Origin of the sequence: Flavobacterium commune, assembly GCF_001857965.1 — a bacterium.
GTDB lineage: Bacteria > Bacteroidota > Bacteroidia > Flavobacteriales > Flavobacteriaceae > Flavobacterium > Flavobacterium commune.
This window is the reverse complement of record NZ_CP017774.1, coordinates 1,802,570-1,820,013: the sequence shown is the minus strand read 5'-3', so window position 1 is coordinate 1,820,013 and position 17,444 is coordinate 1,802,570. Positions and strand designations below refer to the sequence as shown.

Sequence of the window (17,444 nt, the reverse complement as noted above, 5' to 3'; positions counted from 1 at the left end):
TCAGTTCTCAGTATTCAGTTGGCACAGATAATACAAAACGGTTTGCGGTAATGCGAGCCGTTTTTTTTACCCCTAAATTTATCCAAAATTGTCATTCCGACGAAGGAGGAATCTCATCCAGCAACTCGACAAAGTATTTCTATTTGCTTATTATATTATGTATGTTAATTACAAATCTTTACCATCTGGACGAAAAAGTATTGAGGAGATTCCTCCTTCATCGGAAAGACAAACTAGGTGGTTTTTGTTTGTGTAAAAGAACTTTTCAAGGAGTTTTACTCCCAATAATTTCCATTCCTAAGAACTAGGACACGAGCGAAACGAACTAGTAAAGCAATCTCATTATCTAAATACTTTATGCGATTTCTAGTTTCTCGAAATGACAAAAACTACTATTTTTTTGGTAATTGAATTTGTGGCAAAGGGTGACAAAGCGTTTTGTTAACTATTTTTTCTCTCATTAATTTCTTTTTGTTAAAATGTCTAGATATATTTTGAATAATTTCAGTATAATTATCACTTCCATCTTCTCTTTGATGATAAAAAACTTTTATTGATATACAATTTGAATGTTCAAAAATGGTATTTAGCATAGTTCTATCTGACAAACCGCATGAATGTCCCATTATGTAAACTTGAAATTTTTTATCACTTTCAACAAAATCTAAAAGACTTTTATAATTTGAATTTTGTAGATATTGAAATGATTTAAAGTTCTTTAAATATTCATTATCATCTATATTTTCAATCAATTTATAATCATCATCCATTTCATCTCCAAAGCCAAAATTAACTTTATTAACCGAAGTGTTTAATTTACCGTGTATATAATTTATTTGTTTACTAAATGCAAATATATTATAATATTGTTCAACCACTTTCGTATAGTTAAAGCTTAAAAAACATGTTATCAAGTGATTCTTTTCTCCAAATTTTTCCAAAAATTCTCTAACATATAAATGATCTCCTGATTTAAATTCTTTAAGGTATCGGTCTTCATCAAACCTATTTATAAATTCTGGTAAGAGAAGATCTATAAAGGGGTTATTTCTGTGCATCGTAAAATCATATTGTTCTTCAACTTTTTCTTTCAAATATCTCTCCAGAAGATTTTTAACTTGTTCAAACTCGTTATTAAGTCTTAATATTTTTTTTTTTTAGAAATTTCAAACTCATTGTTATCTACTAAACTGTTTTCTGGTTTTGAAACAACAATTTTTTTTAATTCTCTATAGTATTCATTTTCAATATCAACCCAATTTTCAATTGCTTTTTGATTAATTAATCTAAAAAAATCGTTTTTATAATTGAGAATATGTGCTCTTGGATATTTTCCAGTTAGAATATTATTACCATATTCATGATAAATTTCCGCTTCAGAAAATTTTACATTTTCATCGAGTGCAATAAATTGTTTTGAAATACAATCAATATTTTTAATATTTTCAAATTCGATTTTAGTATTAAAAGTAAAAGAAGTAAACTCATCATTATGATTTGAATCTTTAATTCCTCTCCAATAATCATTAATAAAATCTCTATATGAAGTTGGCAATCCATGTGCTAAATCAAATCCGTTTCCAATAATAACTAGTCTATTCATATAAAAATCCTTTTCTCAAATATACTGACTTTTAGTACAAATAAGTGTCGCCGTTTTAAACCAAAAAGTATTTTTATCAACATAATTTCTTGCAAAATAGCAATAGAGAACAAAACGTAATCAATAGCCCCGATTGCAGTGGAAATCCTATTGCTTTTTTTTGAAAAGCAATAGATTGTAACGGAAAGCGGGAGAATTCGTGAATAACACGAAAATCATCTGCTCCAAAGAAAATAAGTATTCAGTTGACAAAAATAAAACGAAACGGCTTACTGTAATGTAAGCCGTTCTATTATTCTACTTTTAAATCTTTTACCATTTTTTGTATGCTAAAAACTTCCCATCCAGTATAATTTTGATACGATCTCCTTTTGGATTTTCTTCTTTCTCAATGTCCATAGTAAAATCAATTGCACTCATAATACCATCACCTGCTTTTTCGTGAATTACTTCTTTTATGGTTTCGCCATAGACTAATACAATTTCATAAAGTCTATAAATTAAAGGATCCGTGGGAGGCATAATAGCACTCACTCCCTTTTCAGGAAAAATTTGCAACGCTTTTTCGACATTAACATCTAAATCAAGTATTTCACAAATTATCTTAGCTTCATTGGCGTCAAAAGTATTTTGCCCTAAAATTGCCGAAGTAGTCCAAACTATATTTCTATTTATAGCTTGAGCAATATACTGATAGGTAATTTGTTTTTGTTGTTTGGCTTCGATTACCATTGCTGTGCAAACTTCTCTATTCATATTAATTAATTTTAAAATTAGACTTATTCATTAAAAATACAAATCGAAGAACAAATCCGCAACAACAAACCGCAATTAAAACCAATAAACACTCAAAAACATATTTTTTATTGCGAAAAATCAATTTTAACCAAAACCAAAAAAAAATCCCTTAACAACTATACGTCATTAAGGGATTTTAAATTTATTACTTGGTTTTTATTATCCAATTTTTGCGATTTGCACATCCAATGCAAATTTTCCAGTAGCTTCATTTTCATTGATTAATTCGAAAAGTTCTAAAGCTCTACGAGCATTTTTCTCTTCTTCTCTTTGCTCTGAAACATACCACATCATAAAATCTTCAGTAGCATAATCATTTTCTGCTCTACATTTTGCAATTACCTTATTAACCGCTTTAGTTACAGCAATTTCGTTTTGTAAAGCAATTTCAAACACTTCTCTAAAAGAAGCAAATTCTTGTTGTACTTCAGAAACAGAAGGCGTGATCGCAATTCCTCCCATATCAGTAATATACTTAAACACTTTTAAAAAATGCTCACGTTCTTCTTCGGCTTGTTTATATAAATATTCAGCTGTATTAGCATAACCGTTTCTATCCAACCAAGCTGCCATTGCTAAATATTTGTTAGAAGCATCGCTCTCAATTTTAGCTTGCAGGTTTAATATCTGTTCAATTCCTTCTGTTAACGAAGTATTGGTTCTTAGTAAATCTTTCATGACCTTTAAATTTTATACTACTAAATTATAAAATATAAAGGGATAAGGCTATACGAATGAGAAATTTGTATTTATTCTAAGTAAAATCAAACTAAATTTACGGTTAATATATCGCAAAGCATCGAATGTAAACTCAGGGTAAATTTTGTTCCGTTTAATAATTCTCTAAGTTGAACTATTTCGCAAATAGTAAGCTTACGAGAGAAGTTTCTTTTGGTAGTTTCAATCAATTGTGCATCTGATTGGTCTGATAAATCATAAAGCATATTCAAAATATCAACACTATTTACTTTTCTTTGAAAAATCAAAAAATCCTGAATTTTATAAGTAGAAACAGTATCCGCAAAATTAATAATGACACTATTAGTTACATCACATTGGTAACTATATCCTTTTTCAGTTTCAAATAAAACGTTAGTTGTCAGATCACTCACTTGATTCATAATGCTAAAATAATGCAGCAAATTTATATAAATTAAATGGATTCTACACATAATTAAGACTCATTTAAAATAACAACTACAGCTTTTAGAGTTAAATTTTGAAAATTTTCATCAATATTAGTGTCAAAATCTTACTTCTTTTTAACTCTAAAATTCCATCATTATAAAAACATTTAAAAGAAAACCAAAAAATAACTTTTTGCAATCCTTAGATAAAACTTTATTTTTGCACAAATACAAACCTTTCACTTGAAACAAATTCAATTTAAAAACACTAGCATTTCTTATACTGATTCCGGCAAAGGAACGGCTATTATCCTGTTACACGGTTTTTTGGAAAACCAAACGATGTGGGATGCTTTTGTACCTAAATTTTCTAAAAAATACCGCATCATTACCATTGATTTATTGGGTCATGGTGAAACTGATTGCATGGGTTATGTTCACTCCATGGAAAATAATGCCGATGTGGTTCATGCCGTTTTAGCTGAATTGCGCATTCGAAAAGCAATCTTTGTTGGACATTCTATGGGTGGTTATGTAGCTTTGGCTTTCGCCGAAATGTATCCGGATTACATCAAAGGATTAGTTTTGTTGAATTCCACTTCCAGAGCCGACAGCGACGAAAGAAAAGCGAATCGGGACCGAGCCATTAAAGCCGTAAAACAATCTTTCATTAATTTTATCTCACTTTCTATTGCCAATTTATTCAGCGAAGAAAATCGCGAAAGACTGCAGGACAAAATAGAATTGGTAAAAAAAGAAGCTTTAAAAACACCGCTTCAAGGCATCGTTGCTTCACTTGAAGGCATGAAAATAAGAATGGATCGCGAAGTAATATTACATCTAACGCCTTACCCAAAAATGCTGATTCTTGGAAAAAAAGATCCTGTTTTAACTTATGAAGAAAACATGGAGCAAATTGAAGAAACGGCTGTTCAATTAGTCACTTTTCCTGATGGACACATGAGCCATATTGAAAATGAAACCGAATTGACTAAAGTTTTATTGGATTTTTTCAAGAAGATTTAAAACTAAACTTTGTGTCCTTTGTGGTTAAATATTTTCTTCAAATGACTTTTCTGGATCTAGAATCTCTTTCAACAACAACACAATTTGTTCCAGATAATTAGTCATTATTTCTTGATTAATAATTTGCTGAACGTCTTTATCGACTTTAAATTGGAACGGTAAAAATCCTGATTTTAGATTTTTAAAGGAAATAATCCCCGCTTCTATTTGTTTTCCGTTGGCTTGCTGTTCATACATAAACGCATAAGCCAGAACCTGAATTATTTTATCATTTTTAAGCTCCTGAGTCAGTCCGTTCCAGGTTTTCAGACTAACACTTGTTTTTTCGACTTTACCGGTCTTATAATCTATAATGCGAATGATTCCGTTGCGCTCTTCAATTCTATCTACTTCTCCTCCAATTTTTACACGAAATGGCAAATCAGGGTGCTCTAAAAATCGTTCATAACGTTGTTCCAAAGCAATAATCTTGACAGCATCACCAGCTTTTATGCTTTCTAATTCCATTTTTAAAAAATTAGACACATTGCGTTTTGCTACTTCAAAAGCTAATAGGTTTCGTCCTTTCTTAATTTCTCCTTCTTTGTAAACAATTTTAAATTGCTTTAAAACCTCAGCATCAATCAATTTGAAACAATTGTCAATATCCGATTCTGAAATAAATTTCCCAATAAACGGTTCATATAAGACTTTTAAAGTTTCGTGAATTATGGTTCCTAAAGTATTCAAAGCGATGTTCTCTTCAACTTCTTCTACTTCTCTAATTCGCAATATTTTTTGGAAATAAAATTGAATCGGATTCCGAATATAACTTGTCAAAGCCGAAGGAGAAAATCCTTCTTCAGCAATTTTTTTCAAACGCTCCATTACCGCTGGTGATTTTTCTATCACCATTGGCGAATAGGCTGTTTCAGGTAAAACAGCATTGTAAATTTCGTGCGATAAATTATGACTTTGTTGTTTTTCGACTTCTAATTGCGTGATAAAACGGCTTTTTTCACCAGCATCGAGTCCTTCGCTTTCGGTATTGTACAACAAATAAATATTCTTAGCCCGTTGCAACAAATGATAAAAGTGATAGGTATAAATAGCATCTTTTTCTTTGAATGTAGGCAAGCCCAGTTCTCGTTTCACATCATAAGGAATAAAGGAATTTTGCGATTTCCCCGCCGGAAATTTACCTTCGTTCATTGAAGTGACAATTACAGTGTCAAAATCCAAAACACGACTTTCCAATACTCCCATAATTTGCAAACCATTCAGCGGCTCACCTTCAAAAGAAACTTCAGCCAAATCAATTACTTGCTTATAAATGGCATGTAAAGTTTCGATTTTATCGATATGTTGGTGTTTCGAATAATAATTGATTAGCTTATTTATTACTTTAAAAATAGCAAAAACAAAGGCTTTCGTAATCTTTTCCTCTTCATTATCATTGCTTAAATTTCCTTTTATAGTCAACAATAATTTTGAAACCGTTTGCAAGACCGCTATCGAACCCTCTTCCCATTTTTGAAACAACAACAAAAATAAATCAGTCGGATTAGCATTCAGTTCCATCAATTTATGAAGGCTGATAAAAGTATAATTGTTCTTATTGATTATATCAACCAAAGCGGTGGTTTTAGCATAAGGTTCCACCAAAGGATGGGTCAAAATATCCAAAACATCTTTATAATAAAACACATAACTTTTTGCATTTCTAGACAAAGCGTTGGTGTGCATTTTGAACAATTTGGCAATCAAAATTTGGGCAGGATTGTTTTTACTGGAATAGCCCATAGTAATATTCAAAGCCCCCACCGTTGACGGCAAAGAATACAAAAGCGGCACTAAAAGATTTTCTTCACCAAGTACAATCGCTACTTTATCCAATGATGTTGTTGGATTTTCTTCTATGATTTTCTCAATAATACTTCCTGAAATTTTGGCTTGTCCAATGCTTTTTGGCGTTCCAATAATCTGAATGTTTTTAGACTGCGAAAAATCATCTACAATCCATTCGAAAGGATTGGTTTTATAATGCTTCCAACTTTCTTTAAATCGACGCAAAAACAATCCTGCATCATGATAAGGATCATTTAAAAAAATTTGGTCGGCATCCCAATAAATCTTGGCTTGGTCATTCGAAATCAAATGCTGAATAATTTTTTCTTCGGAAGCATTCAATGCATTAAATCCGGCAAAAACAAATTGTTTATCAGTAATTGAATTCGAAAAATGATTTAGATTTTCGACCGATTCACGATAAATTAATCCTTGATACCCGATTCCTTTTTGAAGTAAATGTGCATGTAAAGATTGGTAATAAAGAGGTAGTAATTTCCAAAAATCGATATATTTTTCAAGTAATTGGGTTTTGTTCTCCACTTCAATTCCCCATTTTTTAATATCTTCAATATCCTTTAAATAAGACAGTACATGTGTGGGATCTAATAAATAACGGTCAATCTCATTAAAGTCTTGTAAAAGTGTTTTTGCCCAATTAGCAAACAACTCAAAAGACTGTTGGCTTGATTTGTCCGTTATAGATAAGTAAACTTCATAGAATTCAAATAGCAACTCTATTGGATCAACAGTGCGAGCACCCGCAATATCCTGAATAAAATCTTCTATGCTAATAATCTCCGGAGCAAGAATATTATTAGAAACTTGTTTTTTAAGTGCTTCAATCAAAAAAATCTTAGCTCTTTTATTAGGCAAAACTACTATTGTATTAGCTAATCTAGCTGAATATTTTTCAATTAAAACCTGGGCAATCTTATCTAAAAAAGTACTGTTTATCATTTTATAAAAATAAAAAAACGCCCCGATAAATCGGGGCGTTCCTATAATTATTTAGAAAGAAATTATTTGATTAATTTCACTTCAGTTCTTCTGTTTAATGCTTTTCCAGCAGCAGTTTTATTAGTAGCAACTGGCATAGACTCACCATATCCTACTGATTTCAATTTACTAGAAGAGATACCTCTATCAAGTAAAGCGTTTTTAACTGCAGCAGCTCTAGCCTCAGAAAGTTTTTGGTTGAACGCATCAGAACCATCGCTATCTGTATGTCCTTCGATTAAGAATTCAGAGTTAGCATAATTTTTAAGCAATGCAGCCATAGCATCTAATCTCTTAGGAACATCAGCAGATTTGAAAGTAGATTTTCCAGAGTTGAAATAGATAAATCTAGCTTGAGATTTAAGAGCATCCATAGCTTCCTCAGTTACTTCAGGACAACCTTTGTTGCTAGCTGGACCAGCAACTTCAGGACAAGCATCATCTTTATCAGCTACACCATCTTTATCAGTATCTGGCCAAGGACAACCTGCGTTTTCTTTAGGACCAGCAACATTAGGACATTTGTCATCTTTATCAGCTACACCGTCTTTATCAGCATCCGGACAACCTTTTAAAGAAGCTAAACCAGCAACATTAGGACAAGCATCTTCTGCATCAGTGATACCATCACCGTCAGCATCTGGACAACCTTTTAAAGAAGCTAAACCAGCAACTTCAGGACAAGCATCTTCTGAATCAATGATTCCGTCTCCATCAGTATCAGGACAACCATTGAATTGTTTTAAACCAGCAACTTCAGGACAAGCATCTTCTTTATCGTAGATTCCGTCTCCATCTGTATCTTTTCCACCAAATTTGAAAACAATACCTGCAGTGTGTTGAGCATGAGAACGAACTAATGGATCAGAAGTTCCAAATGCTTTTTTGTATGTTGTAGCAAGAGCCAAACCAACATTTTCGGTAAACCAGAAAGTCAAACCAGCACCAGCATTAACTGTTCCAAAACTACTATCTCCCAAGAAAGTATAACCTCCACCTAAGTGTAAGCTTGGATCAATTACTTTAGATTTAATTAAATTCATGAAACTGTATTTTACATTTCCATCAATTCCATAGTACATTAAATCTCCAGGATTAACTACATAATGATCTTGTGATGGATTACCATCCCACATTACTAATTTGTCAATTTTGTTAACAGAACCTTGGAGACCAACAGAAAAATTACTTCCAACATAACGAGACACGCTCAAATAAGATACAGAAGGAAGAATGTTCCAGTTCTCTTTTACATTAAATGGCTGAGAAAAATGGTCATCTAACCATCCTCCAGGTCCACCTGCACTAGTTCTAAAATCTACAGCATTTACTCCAAAAGCAATAGCCCATGGGTTGTTACTGTCCTGCGCCTGAGAACTTATCCCCATAGCCATCAATACAGCAACAAAAAGTTTGTTAAGATGTTTCATACTTAAAAAATTTAATTACAATTTAGTTAATTATTAACAAAAGTAACGCGTAATTCTTTAACTACAAAATAGAATATTAAAAAAAAAGTTATAAATTACGACTATCAACTCCTGTTAATCACTACAAAAGAACCACAAACTCAATACAGCAATGAGTTTTAACAACAAGCTTACTATATTAACAAAACTTCTAAAAATAAGAAATTATCATCTTTTTTACGATAAAAAAACTAACAAAATAACATTAAACACAATTATTATGCAAAATCAAAGCCCAACAACCTGAATATCTTCGCTTATATAAACCAGTACTTTCTTTTGAACTTTAAATCCCATCTGCTCAATTGCATACTGATAATCCTCTAACTGTCTATTGTATTTTGCGTTAGGAATACCTGTTTTATAATCCAGTAAAAAAACGGCTTTCTCTTGTGTAATTACCATTCTGTCAGGCTTTACAACAGCCCCTTTTTTCTGTACAATAGTTTGTTCATTTAACACTTGATTTCCTTCTGCGAAAAACAATTCCAATTCTGTATGGCTTACAATTTCCTGAATCTTTTTGTAAACCAATTCTTTCTGTATTGAATTAATCAAGCCATTTTCAATTGCCTTATCAACTGCTAAATCCACATCCTTTTTTGTTTTTACAAAAGACAAAATTTCATGAACTACATTACCATATTCTATCGATTCCTGCTGATGAGTACCCCACATTAAAGCTTCTCTTTGAGCTATTTTGATATTTTTAGGATTTAATGTTACAGCAACATTTTCAATTGGTTTCGAAGTATCAATGTGTTTTGTCTCTGAAGAAATTTTTATTCTATTTCCAAATCCATATTCCAATTTACTTTCATCAAAAAGCCCTTTATTCATCAAATAATTAATAAAAAAAGCACACATATTATTTTTTGGAATCTCTCCTTTTTTGGACAAATTCATATTAGAAACAACATATAATTGTTCTTCTGCACGTGTCAAAGCAACATAAAGCACATTTACATTATCCAACAATTCTTCCTGCTTTTTTTGATCATAAACCAATTTAGCTTCTTCCCCAAAGCCTTCCACAGCACTGCTATTATCGATTAGAGCCTTTGGTAAACCTAAATCCATTTCTTCAGCATCGAGCCACAACTTATCTTTTGGTTTTCTATTATAATCTTCTTCGGCAAAAGGCATAATTACAACTGGAAATTCCAAGCCTTTCGATTTATGAATCGTCATAATTCGAACTGCGTTATTCCCTTCTGGCGAAGGAATACTGAATTTTTCTCCATTTTTATCCCAGAAAATCAAAAAATCAGCTATCCCTGCCTGATTGCGCACATCTCGTTCGAGAACAATATCCAGAAAATACTGCACGTAAGCATTCCCCGAACTTGTAATATCAGAAAGGAATTTAGAAACAATAATCTCAACAGCTTCATAAAGAGACTTTTTTCGAATATTTTGAAACGAAAGCGAAATATCAAAACTCATCAGCCATTTTTCAAAATCGGCTTCTTGTTTTTGTTGCATTCCTTTAGCTATAAAATCATGGACTGGCATTTGGTCCTGAATATTTTTGGCGATATAATGCAAGAAATTGGCTTTCGATTCTAAATCGGCATTGTTTTTTAGATATTTTAAAAGATGAATAATCAATCTAACTTCGGTTGCATTTTGAATCATCAAAGTTTCCGAAGACAACAACGGAATATTTTGCTCCGTCAGATAACTAGCAATTGCAATTCCCTCGCTTCTTTTACGGGTTAAAATCACAATATCTTTGTATTCAAAACCTTGTTTTAAAACTTTTTGAATTGTATTTAAAGTAGCTAAAACATATAATTCTGTTTTATCTAACACCTCTTCCTCACTTTCTTCAGCTGTTTCTGTCTTTGGAATAAAAGAAATATTGACATAACCTCCTTTTTTGTCATTTATATGTTGATGACTATGATTTTCGTATAAATCTTTATAATCTGGATGCTCAAATTCAGATGATAACAACTTGAAAAAATCATTATTAAATTCGATAATTTGAGAATAGGAACGGTAATTTTTATCTAAATGCTCTAATTTTTTATCCGGATTATTAAACGGATTATTGTCTTTACTCAATTCAATAAATTGCTCCGCTTTTCCACCACGCCAGCGATAAATTGACTGTTTAGGATCTCCCACAATCATCAAAGTTCCCTTTTCTCCATAATCATCCTGACCCGAAAGTGCATTATCAATAAGCGGAATCAAATTTTGCCATTGCATCTCCGACGTATCCTGAAATTCATCAATAAAAAAGTGACGGTAGCGCTCGCCTAATCGCTCATATATAAAAGGAGCTGGCTGATTTTGAATTTCTCGATGAATAATAGCATTAAATTCGGATATTGAAAGCACATTTTGCTCTTCCTGAATTTTAGCCAATTCATTGCTCACTGTATTCAATAACGAAAGCGGCGTTATGTTTTTAAGGAATGCTTTGTAAAAATCACGTTTTTCGAAATTTTTATAAATCGTTGCTAAAATTTGTAATAATTCTGGAATTAAATTTTCAATCAAAGCGCGGTCTTTGGCCGTTTTATTAATTACAATATCATCAAACTCATGAAAAGTTTTATTTTTAGGATTGTATTTTCCGTCTCGAATGCTAGCCAAATGATTAGGAAAAGTACCTCTCGAAAATGATTTCAAATCAATACCATTATTCTCAATTAAAATCAGAGCAGCTTCGGCAAAGGCTACATTTTCTTTCTCTAAATCTTTACAAACTACAAGCAGTTTCTTCTTAATTTCGACAAACTCGGCAATGGATTTATCATGGAATTGAGTAATTTCATTTCGATTGTTTTCATTCAAAACCAACTTACCCGTTTCCATTATCTCTCTGGAAATATCCCAGGATTTATCGTCATCGGTTTTTTCCATCGTAAAATCGATGAGTAGTTTAGTTAAGGTTTCGTCTTCACCGGCTTGAGCAATAATGGCATCTATGGCTTCTGTCAACAAATTTTCGGTATCCAAAGTAACTTCAAAAGTCATTGGCAAATTCAAATCGTGGGCAAAAGCACGAATCACTTTATGCGTGAATTTATCGATTGTCGAAATATCAAAAGCGGCATAATTATGAATAATATGCTTGATGATTTGCTTTGATTTGGTTTTAATTTGGATTAGCGAGAGTTGTGTATCGATAGCTAAATCCCGCATTAAATCCTGTGCTTTTTTTGAAGGCTCGTCTTTTGCAAATTCAGACAAACTGCCTACGATACGGCTTTTCATTTCGTGTACCGCTTTATTAGTAAAAGTGATAGCCAAAATATTGCGATACGCATCATTTTTTGGAGCAACTAAAATGATTTTCAGGTATTCTTTGACCAATGCATAGGTTTTTCCAGAACCTGCAGAAGCGTCGTATATAGAAAAAGAATGTCTTTGCATAAACTTTTTGTTGTTGATTATCCAATGCCCTAGCCCCGATAGAAGCGGCATCCTCTTGTATTGCGTTAGCAAATACAAGAGATAAAGCGGATAGCGGGAAATAGCTCCTAAAAATCAGAAACTATAAAATTGCATTTTTAATGCTTAAAAGTAGTATTTTTGCAGTATGGAAACAAACAGACAGAAAAAAATAGGCGGAGTTATCCAAAAAGATTTGGTGGATATTTTGCAAGGTGAAGTGAGAAAAAATGGCGTTAGCAATTTGGTTATTTCGGTATCCAAAGTGTCGGTGACTACTGATTTATCTGTGGCTACAGTATATTTAAGTATTTTTCCTCAGGAAAAAGCACAAGAAACATTGGACGGAATTAAATCGAATACGACCTTAATTAAGCATGATTTAGCACAAAGAGTTCGTAAACAATTACGCAGAGTTCCTAATTTGGTTTTCTTTATTGATGATTCTTTGGATTACATCGAAAAAATTGACAATGCACTAAAAAACCAGGAAAACCCTATTGAAAACAGAGATTTATTAGAAAAAAGAAGACAGTTCTAGCAATTGAATTTCCCACTATACATAGCCAAACGCTACATTCGTAGCAACAGTAAAAACAATGCCATTAACATTATTAATCGCATTGCGAGCATGGGAATCATTGTTGGCGCGATGGCTTTGTTTGTGGTATTATCGGTTTTTAGCGGACTGAAAGTTTTTAGCCTTTCGTTTAGCAATGATATTGATCCTGATTTAAAAATAACCAGCACCTTAGGAAAATCGTTTTTTGTCACACCTAATCAGGAAGAACAAATCAAAAAAATTGATGGCGTTGTTTTTTATTCTAAAATTATCGAGGAACGCGTTTTATTTACTTTTGACAACAAACAGGAAGTAACTTACCTCAAAGGAGTTGATTCTAACTACAGCAAAGTCAACAACGTCAATAAAATTATTTACAACGGTCAATGGCTTGAAGACAATACTTATCAGGTAGTTGTAGGTTTTGGTCTGGTTCAAAAACTTTCGTTAGGACTACTCGACTTCAATAAACATTTGGAAGTTTTAGTTCCAAAAGCCGGTAAAGGAAACATAGAAAATGCCGAAGAGGCATTTAATTCATCGGAGATTTTCCCGATAGGGATTTACGCCATTAATGAAGATTTAGATTCCAAATATGTTTTTGCCAATTTAGATTTGGCTCAGGAATTACTGGAATACAAACCCAATCAAATTTCGGGAATTGAACTTAAAGAAAAGCCTAATGTTGATGAAAACGCTATCATCGAAAAACTAAACACTATCTTTAAAGGAAAAGTAACTGTTAAAAACAGAGCGCAACTCAATGAATCCTTATACAAAATGTTGAATACCGAAAATATTGCCGTGTATTTAATATTTACCCTTGTGATTATTGTTGCCCTTTTCAACCTGATTGGAGCATTAATTATGATGATTCTTGACAAAAAAGGAAACCTGAAAACCCTCTTTAATCTGGGAACTGAAATCAAAAATTTGCGTAAAATATTTTTATTGCAAGGTACTTTATTGAGCTTTTTCGGCGGACTTATTGGACTCGCTATAGGAATTATAATTGTGTTATTACAACAACATTTTGAGTGGATTATGATTACTCCAACCCTTGCTTATCCTGTTGTTTTCTCTATCGAAAATGTTTTAATAGTAATGGCTACAATTATTACTCTTGGATTTATCGCTTCGTTAATTGCAAGTAGTCGTGTGAGTGAAAAGTTATTGGATTAGATAAAGATTCAATTTAGGTTTCTATTATAAAAAAAGATAAAAACCCCCATTAGTACAAATACCAATAATTCTGGCCAGTATTTTTTTATTTGGCTAACTCTAGGTTTTACCTCTTCAATAAATCTCTCTTTATCAAATTTAAATAGAAGTATCAAATAGACTATTCCTAAACAAAACAAGATTAAGAAAACAGAATCATGATCTTCTCTTGCATAATAATCTCTCAAAAAGATTCTACACAAAACAGAAATAAGGAAAATCCAAGAAATAATTCTCCCAAATATTTTGATATACTTTTTTGCTTGTTGATTTTCCATAATCTATTTCAAAACATTGTTTTAATGTCTTGTAAATATAGTATTAAAAACTAATTGAAAGAAAAAAAGTACAATTGCTTTTTTTACACCAACTCATAACCTGAATATGCTTCCTCAATCTCATTCAAGACAGCATATAATTCCTCCGGATGATCTAAGGTCACTAATTTTTGTTTGTAGCTTTTAAACGAATGGATTCCTTTGAAATAATTAGTATAATGAGGACGGGTTTCAACAATTCCTAATCGCTCTCCTTTCCAATCCATAGCCCAGGTTAAATGGTTACGCACTGCTTCCACCCTATCAGCAACAGTAGGTTTTGCCAAATGCTCTCCTGTTTTGAAATAGTGTTTTATTTCGTTAAAAATCCAAGGATAACCAATAGCAGCACGACCAATCATGATACCGTCAATACCGTATTCATTTTTATAATGCAATGCTTTCTCAGGACTGTCGATATCGCCGTTCCCAAAAATTGGCATAGTAATTCTAGGGTTGTTTTTTACTCTTGCAATGTGTGACCAATCCGAATGGCCTTTGTACATTTGAGCACGAGTTCTCGCATGAATACTCAAAGCCTGCACACCAATATCCTGTAAACGTTCGGCAACTTCATCAATATTAATCGAATTATCATCCCAACCCAAACGGGTTTTTACCGTTACAGGAAGATTAGTACTATCAATTACGGCTTTTGTCAAACGCACCATCAAATCAACATCTTTCAATACTCCAGCACCAGCACCTTTACAAACCACTTTTTTAACCGGACAACCAAAGTTGATGTCAATTAAATCCGGATTTACTGTTGTTACAATTTTTGATGACAATGCCATCGCTTCTTCATCACCACCAAAAATCTGGATTCCTACCGGACGTTCGTAATCGAAGATGTCTAATTTCATTCGGCTTTTAATGGCATCACGAATCAAACCTTCAGAAGAAATAAATTCAGAGTACATCATATCGGCTCCGTGCATTTTACACAATCTACGAAATGGCGGATCGCTCACGTCCTCCATAGGTGCAAGTAAAAGTGGAAAATCGGGTAATTCTATGTTGCCTATCTTAATCATCTTCTGAAATTTGCTGCAAAATTACACTTTTTAGATGAAAAGATAAAAGAAGAATTAGGAAAGACTTAATTATAAAGCTTTTAGTTTATAAATTATAAGCTTTGAAGCTAGGGAATTTAGCGTATATTTGCAGATTAATCGACTGGTTTTTTGGGTTAAGTTAGTAGTTGAAACGGAATCTTTTTGTAGAACGAAACTCCTAAACTCCTATTTACAATTCAGTAGGATTTACAATATTGATATTTAGACAAAATGAAAAAAATAAGAAATTTTTGCATTATTGCACATATTGACCACGGAAAAAGTACACTTGCTGACAGACTTCTTGCTGCTACACAAACCGTTACGGCTCGAGAAGAAAAAGCGCAATTACTGGACAACATGGATTTGGAGCGTGAACGTGGGATTACCATTAAGAGTCATGCCATCCAAATGGAATACAAATACAAGGGCGAAGAATATATCCTAAACCTGATTGACACTCCGGGACACGTAGATTTTTCGTACGAAGTTTCCCGTTCGATTGCAGCTTGTGAAGGCGCACTTTTGATTGTGGATGCTGCACAAAGTATTCAGGCACAAACCATTTCGAACTTATATTTAGCTTTAGAAAACGACCTGGAAATTATTCCGGTTTTGAATAAAGTAGATTTACCATCTGCCAATCCTGAGGAAGTAAGTGACGACATTATTGATTTATTGGGATGTAAACTGGAAGATATTATTCATGCATCGGGAAAAACCGGTTTTGGTGTTGAAAATATTTTAGCTGCCATTATCGAAAAAATTCCTGCTCCAAAAGGAAATCCTGAAGAACCATTACAAGCTTTAATTTTCGATTCTCATTACAATCCGTTCCGCGGAATCGAAGTTATTTTCCGTGTGGTAAATGGTGAGATTAAAAAAGGTCAGAAAATCAAATTCATGGCTACCGGCAATGAATATTTTGCTGACGAAGTGGGAACTTTAAAATTAAATCAAGTTCCTAAAAATGTAATTTCAACTGGTGACGTAGGTTATTTAATTTCGGGAATTAAAGAAGCCAAAGAAGTAAAAGTAGGTGATACTATTACTGATGCAAAAGTTCCAACTACCAATATGATTACTGGTTTTGAGGATGTAAAACCAATGGTTTTTGCCGGAATTTACCCTGTAGATACTGAGGACTACGAAGATTTGCGTTCTTCTATGGAAAAATTACAATTGAACGATGCTTCGCTTGTATTTACTCCGGAAAGTTCGGCAGCTTTAGGCTTTGGTTTCCGTTGCGGATTCTTAGGAATGTTGCACATGGAAATTATTCAGGAACGTTTAGAGCGTGAATTTGACATGACTGTAATTACTACAGTTCCTAACGTTTCTTATCATGCGTTCACTAAAAAAGAACCGGATACCATTTTAATTGTAAACAATCCTTCTGACTTACCGGAACCATCAAAACTGGACAGAGTAGAAGAACCTTATATTAAAGCAACCATCATTACTAAAGCCGATTTTGTTGGAAACGTAATGAGTTTGTGTATCGAAAAACGTGGATTAATTACTAATCAAACTTATTTGACGACTGAAAGAGTTGAATTGAATTTTGATATGCCATTGGCCGAAATTGTATTTGATTTCTACGACCGTTTAAAAACCGTTTCTAAAGGATATGCTTCTTTTGATTATTCTCCTATTGGAATGCGAACTTCAAAATTGGTTAAACTGGACGTATTGTTAAACGGACAAAATGTAGATGCACTTTCCGCTTTGATTCACGAAGACAACGCCTATAACATTGGTAAAAAAATGACTGAAAAATTGCGTGAGTTGATTCCGAGACAGCAATTTGACATTCCTATTCAAGCGGCAATTGGAGCAAAAATTATCGCTCGTGAAACTATTAAAGCACTTCGTAAAGACGTTACTGCCAAATGTTATGGTGGAGATATTTCGCGTAAGCGTAAATTATTGGAAAAACAGAAAAAAGGTAAAAAACGTATGCGTCAGGTAGGAAATGTTGAAATTCCACAAGAAGCATTTATGGCTGTTTTGAAATTGAATGACTAGT

General features: G+C 32.8%; 13 protein-coding genes. 4 read left to right on the top strand and 9 right to left on the bottom strand.

Translation table 11 applies throughout. From position 1 onward, the window contains the following. Positions 1-392: 392 nt before the first annotated feature. The 5 genes from BIW12_RS07550 to BIW12_RS07530 all read right to left on the bottom strand — a co-directional run bounded on the left by BIW12_RS07550 (position 393) and on the right by BIW12_RS07530 (position 3,522). Positions 393-1,094, bottom strand: a complete 702-nt coding sequence (locus tag BIW12_RS07550; RefSeq protein WP_198033459.1) for an AbiH family protein — start codon at positions 1,092-1,094, stop codon at positions 393-395. Between the two features lie 47 nt (positions 1,095-1,141). Beyond that, positions 1,142-1,603 (bottom strand): AbiH family protein, encoded by a 462-nt coding sequence (locus tag BIW12_RS07545; protein ID WP_071184560.1) that lies wholly within the window; start codon positions 1,601-1,603, stop codon positions 1,142-1,144. 312 nt (positions 1,604-1,915) lie between these two features. After that, positions 1,916-2,359 (bottom strand): cyanase, encoded by a 444-nt coding sequence (gene cynS, locus BIW12_RS07540; protein WP_071184559.1) that lies wholly within the window; start codon positions 2,357-2,359, stop codon positions 1,916-1,918. A 201-nt stretch (positions 2,360-2,560) separates the two neighbouring features. Further along, positions 2,561-3,079 carry a ferritin gene (locus BIW12_RS07535; protein WP_071184558.1) on the bottom strand — a complete coding sequence of 173 codons (519 nt, stop codon included), beginning with the start codon at positions 3,077-3,079 and terminating at the stop codon, positions 2,561-2,563. Positions 3,080-3,165: 86 nt separating this feature from the next. Next, positions 3,166-3,522 (bottom strand): hypothetical protein, encoded by a 357-nt coding sequence (locus tag BIW12_RS07530; protein ID WP_071184557.1) that lies wholly within the window; start codon positions 3,520-3,522, stop codon positions 3,166-3,168. 249 nt (positions 3,523-3,771) lie between these two features. Between BIW12_RS07530 and BIW12_RS07525 the strand changes: the two genes are divergently transcribed. Further along, positions 3,772-4,554, top strand: coding sequence for an alpha/beta fold hydrolase (locus BIW12_RS07525; RefSeq protein WP_071184556.1), 783 nt, complete (start codon positions 3,772-3,774; stop codon positions 4,552-4,554). 24 nt (positions 4,555-4,578) lie between these two features. Here BIW12_RS07525 and BIW12_RS07520 read toward each other — a convergent pair whose 3' ends face one another. From BIW12_RS07520 to BIW12_RS07510, 3 genes are all read right to left on the bottom strand, one after another. Further along, complete coding sequence (locus BIW12_RS07520; protein ID WP_071184555.1) at positions 4,579-7,341, bottom strand: PD-(D/E)XK nuclease family protein; 2,763 nt, start codon at positions 7,339-7,341, stop codon at positions 4,579-4,581. Between the two features lie 62 nt (positions 7,342-7,403). Beyond that, positions 7,404-8,810 carry an OmpA family protein gene (locus BIW12_RS07515; protein WP_071184554.1) on the bottom strand — a complete coding sequence of 469 codons (1,407 nt, stop codon included), beginning with the start codon at positions 8,808-8,810 and terminating at the stop codon, positions 7,404-7,406. 267 nt (positions 8,811-9,077) lie between these two features. After that, positions 9,078-12,239 carry a UvrD-helicase domain-containing protein gene (locus tag BIW12_RS07510; RefSeq protein ID WP_071186216.1) on the bottom strand — a complete coding sequence of 1,054 codons (3,162 nt, stop codon included), beginning with the start codon at positions 12,237-12,239 and terminating at the stop codon, positions 9,078-9,080. A 166-nt stretch (positions 12,240-12,405) separates the two neighbouring features. Here BIW12_RS07510 and rbfA point away from each other — a divergent pair, with 166 nt between their 5' ends. Both rbfA and BIW12_RS07500 read left to right on the top strand, forming a co-directional pair. Then, positions 12,406-12,798: a 30S ribosome-binding factor RbfA gene (gene rbfA / locus BIW12_RS07505; RefSeq protein ID WP_071184553.1), complete on the top strand. Its 393-nt coding sequence runs from the start codon at positions 12,406-12,408 to the stop codon at positions 12,796-12,798. Between the two features lie 3 nt (positions 12,799-12,801). Beyond that, positions 12,802-14,001, top strand: coding sequence for an ABC transporter permease (locus BIW12_RS07500; RefSeq protein WP_071184552.1), 1,200 nt, complete (start codon positions 12,802-12,804; stop codon positions 13,999-14,001). Positions 14,002-14,401: 400 nt separating this feature from the next. Here the strand turns inward: BIW12_RS07500 and dusB are convergent, their stop codons facing one another. After that, positions 14,402-15,394, bottom strand: coding sequence for a tRNA dihydrouridine synthase DusB (gene dusB / locus BIW12_RS07490; protein WP_071184550.1), 993 nt, complete (start codon positions 15,392-15,394; stop codon positions 14,402-14,404). Positions 15,395-15,646: 252 nt separating this feature from the next. Here dusB and lepA point away from each other — a divergent pair, with 252 nt between their 5' ends. Continuing rightward, positions 15,647-17,443, top strand: coding sequence for a translation elongation factor 4 (gene lepA / locus BIW12_RS07485; protein WP_071184549.1), 1,797 nt, complete (start codon positions 15,647-15,649; stop codon positions 17,441-17,443). Position 17,444 lies beyond the last annotated feature (1 nt).

Excerpts from the sequence above, each read along its gene's own strand:
- BIW12_RS07545 (WP_071184560.1), bottom strand. The coding sequence starts at position 1,603 with ATGAATAGACTAGTTATTATTGGAAACGGATTTGATTTAGCACATGGA.
- cynS (WP_071184559.1), bottom strand. The coding sequence starts at position 2,359 with ATGAATAGAGAAGTTTGCACAGCAATGGTAATCGAAGCCAAACAACAA.
- BIW12_RS07535 (WP_071184558.1), bottom strand. The coding sequence starts at position 3,079 with ATGAAAGATTTACTAAGAACCAATACTTCGTTAACAGAAGGAATTGAA.
- BIW12_RS07530 (WP_071184557.1), bottom strand. The coding sequence starts at position 3,522 with ATGAATCAAGTGAGTGATCTGACAACTAACGTTTTATTTGAAACTGAA.
- BIW12_RS07520 (WP_071184555.1), bottom strand. The coding sequence starts at position 7,341 with ATGATAAACAGTACTTTTTTAGATAAGATTGCCCAGGTTTTAATTGAA.
- BIW12_RS07515 (WP_071184554.1), bottom strand. The coding sequence starts at position 8,810 with ATGAAACATCTTAACAAACTTTTTGTTGCTGTATTGATGGCTATGGGG.
- BIW12_RS07510 (WP_071186216.1), bottom strand. The coding sequence starts at position 12,239 with ATGCAAAGACATTCTTTTTCTATATACGACGCTTCTGCAGGTTCTGGA.
- rbfA (WP_071184553.1), top strand. The coding sequence starts at position 12,406 with ATGGAAACAAACAGACAGAAAAAAATAGGCGGAGTTATCCAAAAAGAT.
- dusB (WP_071184550.1), bottom strand. The coding sequence starts at position 15,394 with ATGATTAAGATAGGCAACATAGAATTACCCGATTTTCCACTTTTACTT.
- lepA (WP_071184549.1), top strand. The coding sequence starts at position 15,647 with ATGAAAAAAATAAGAAATTTTTGCATTATTGCACATATTGACCACGGA.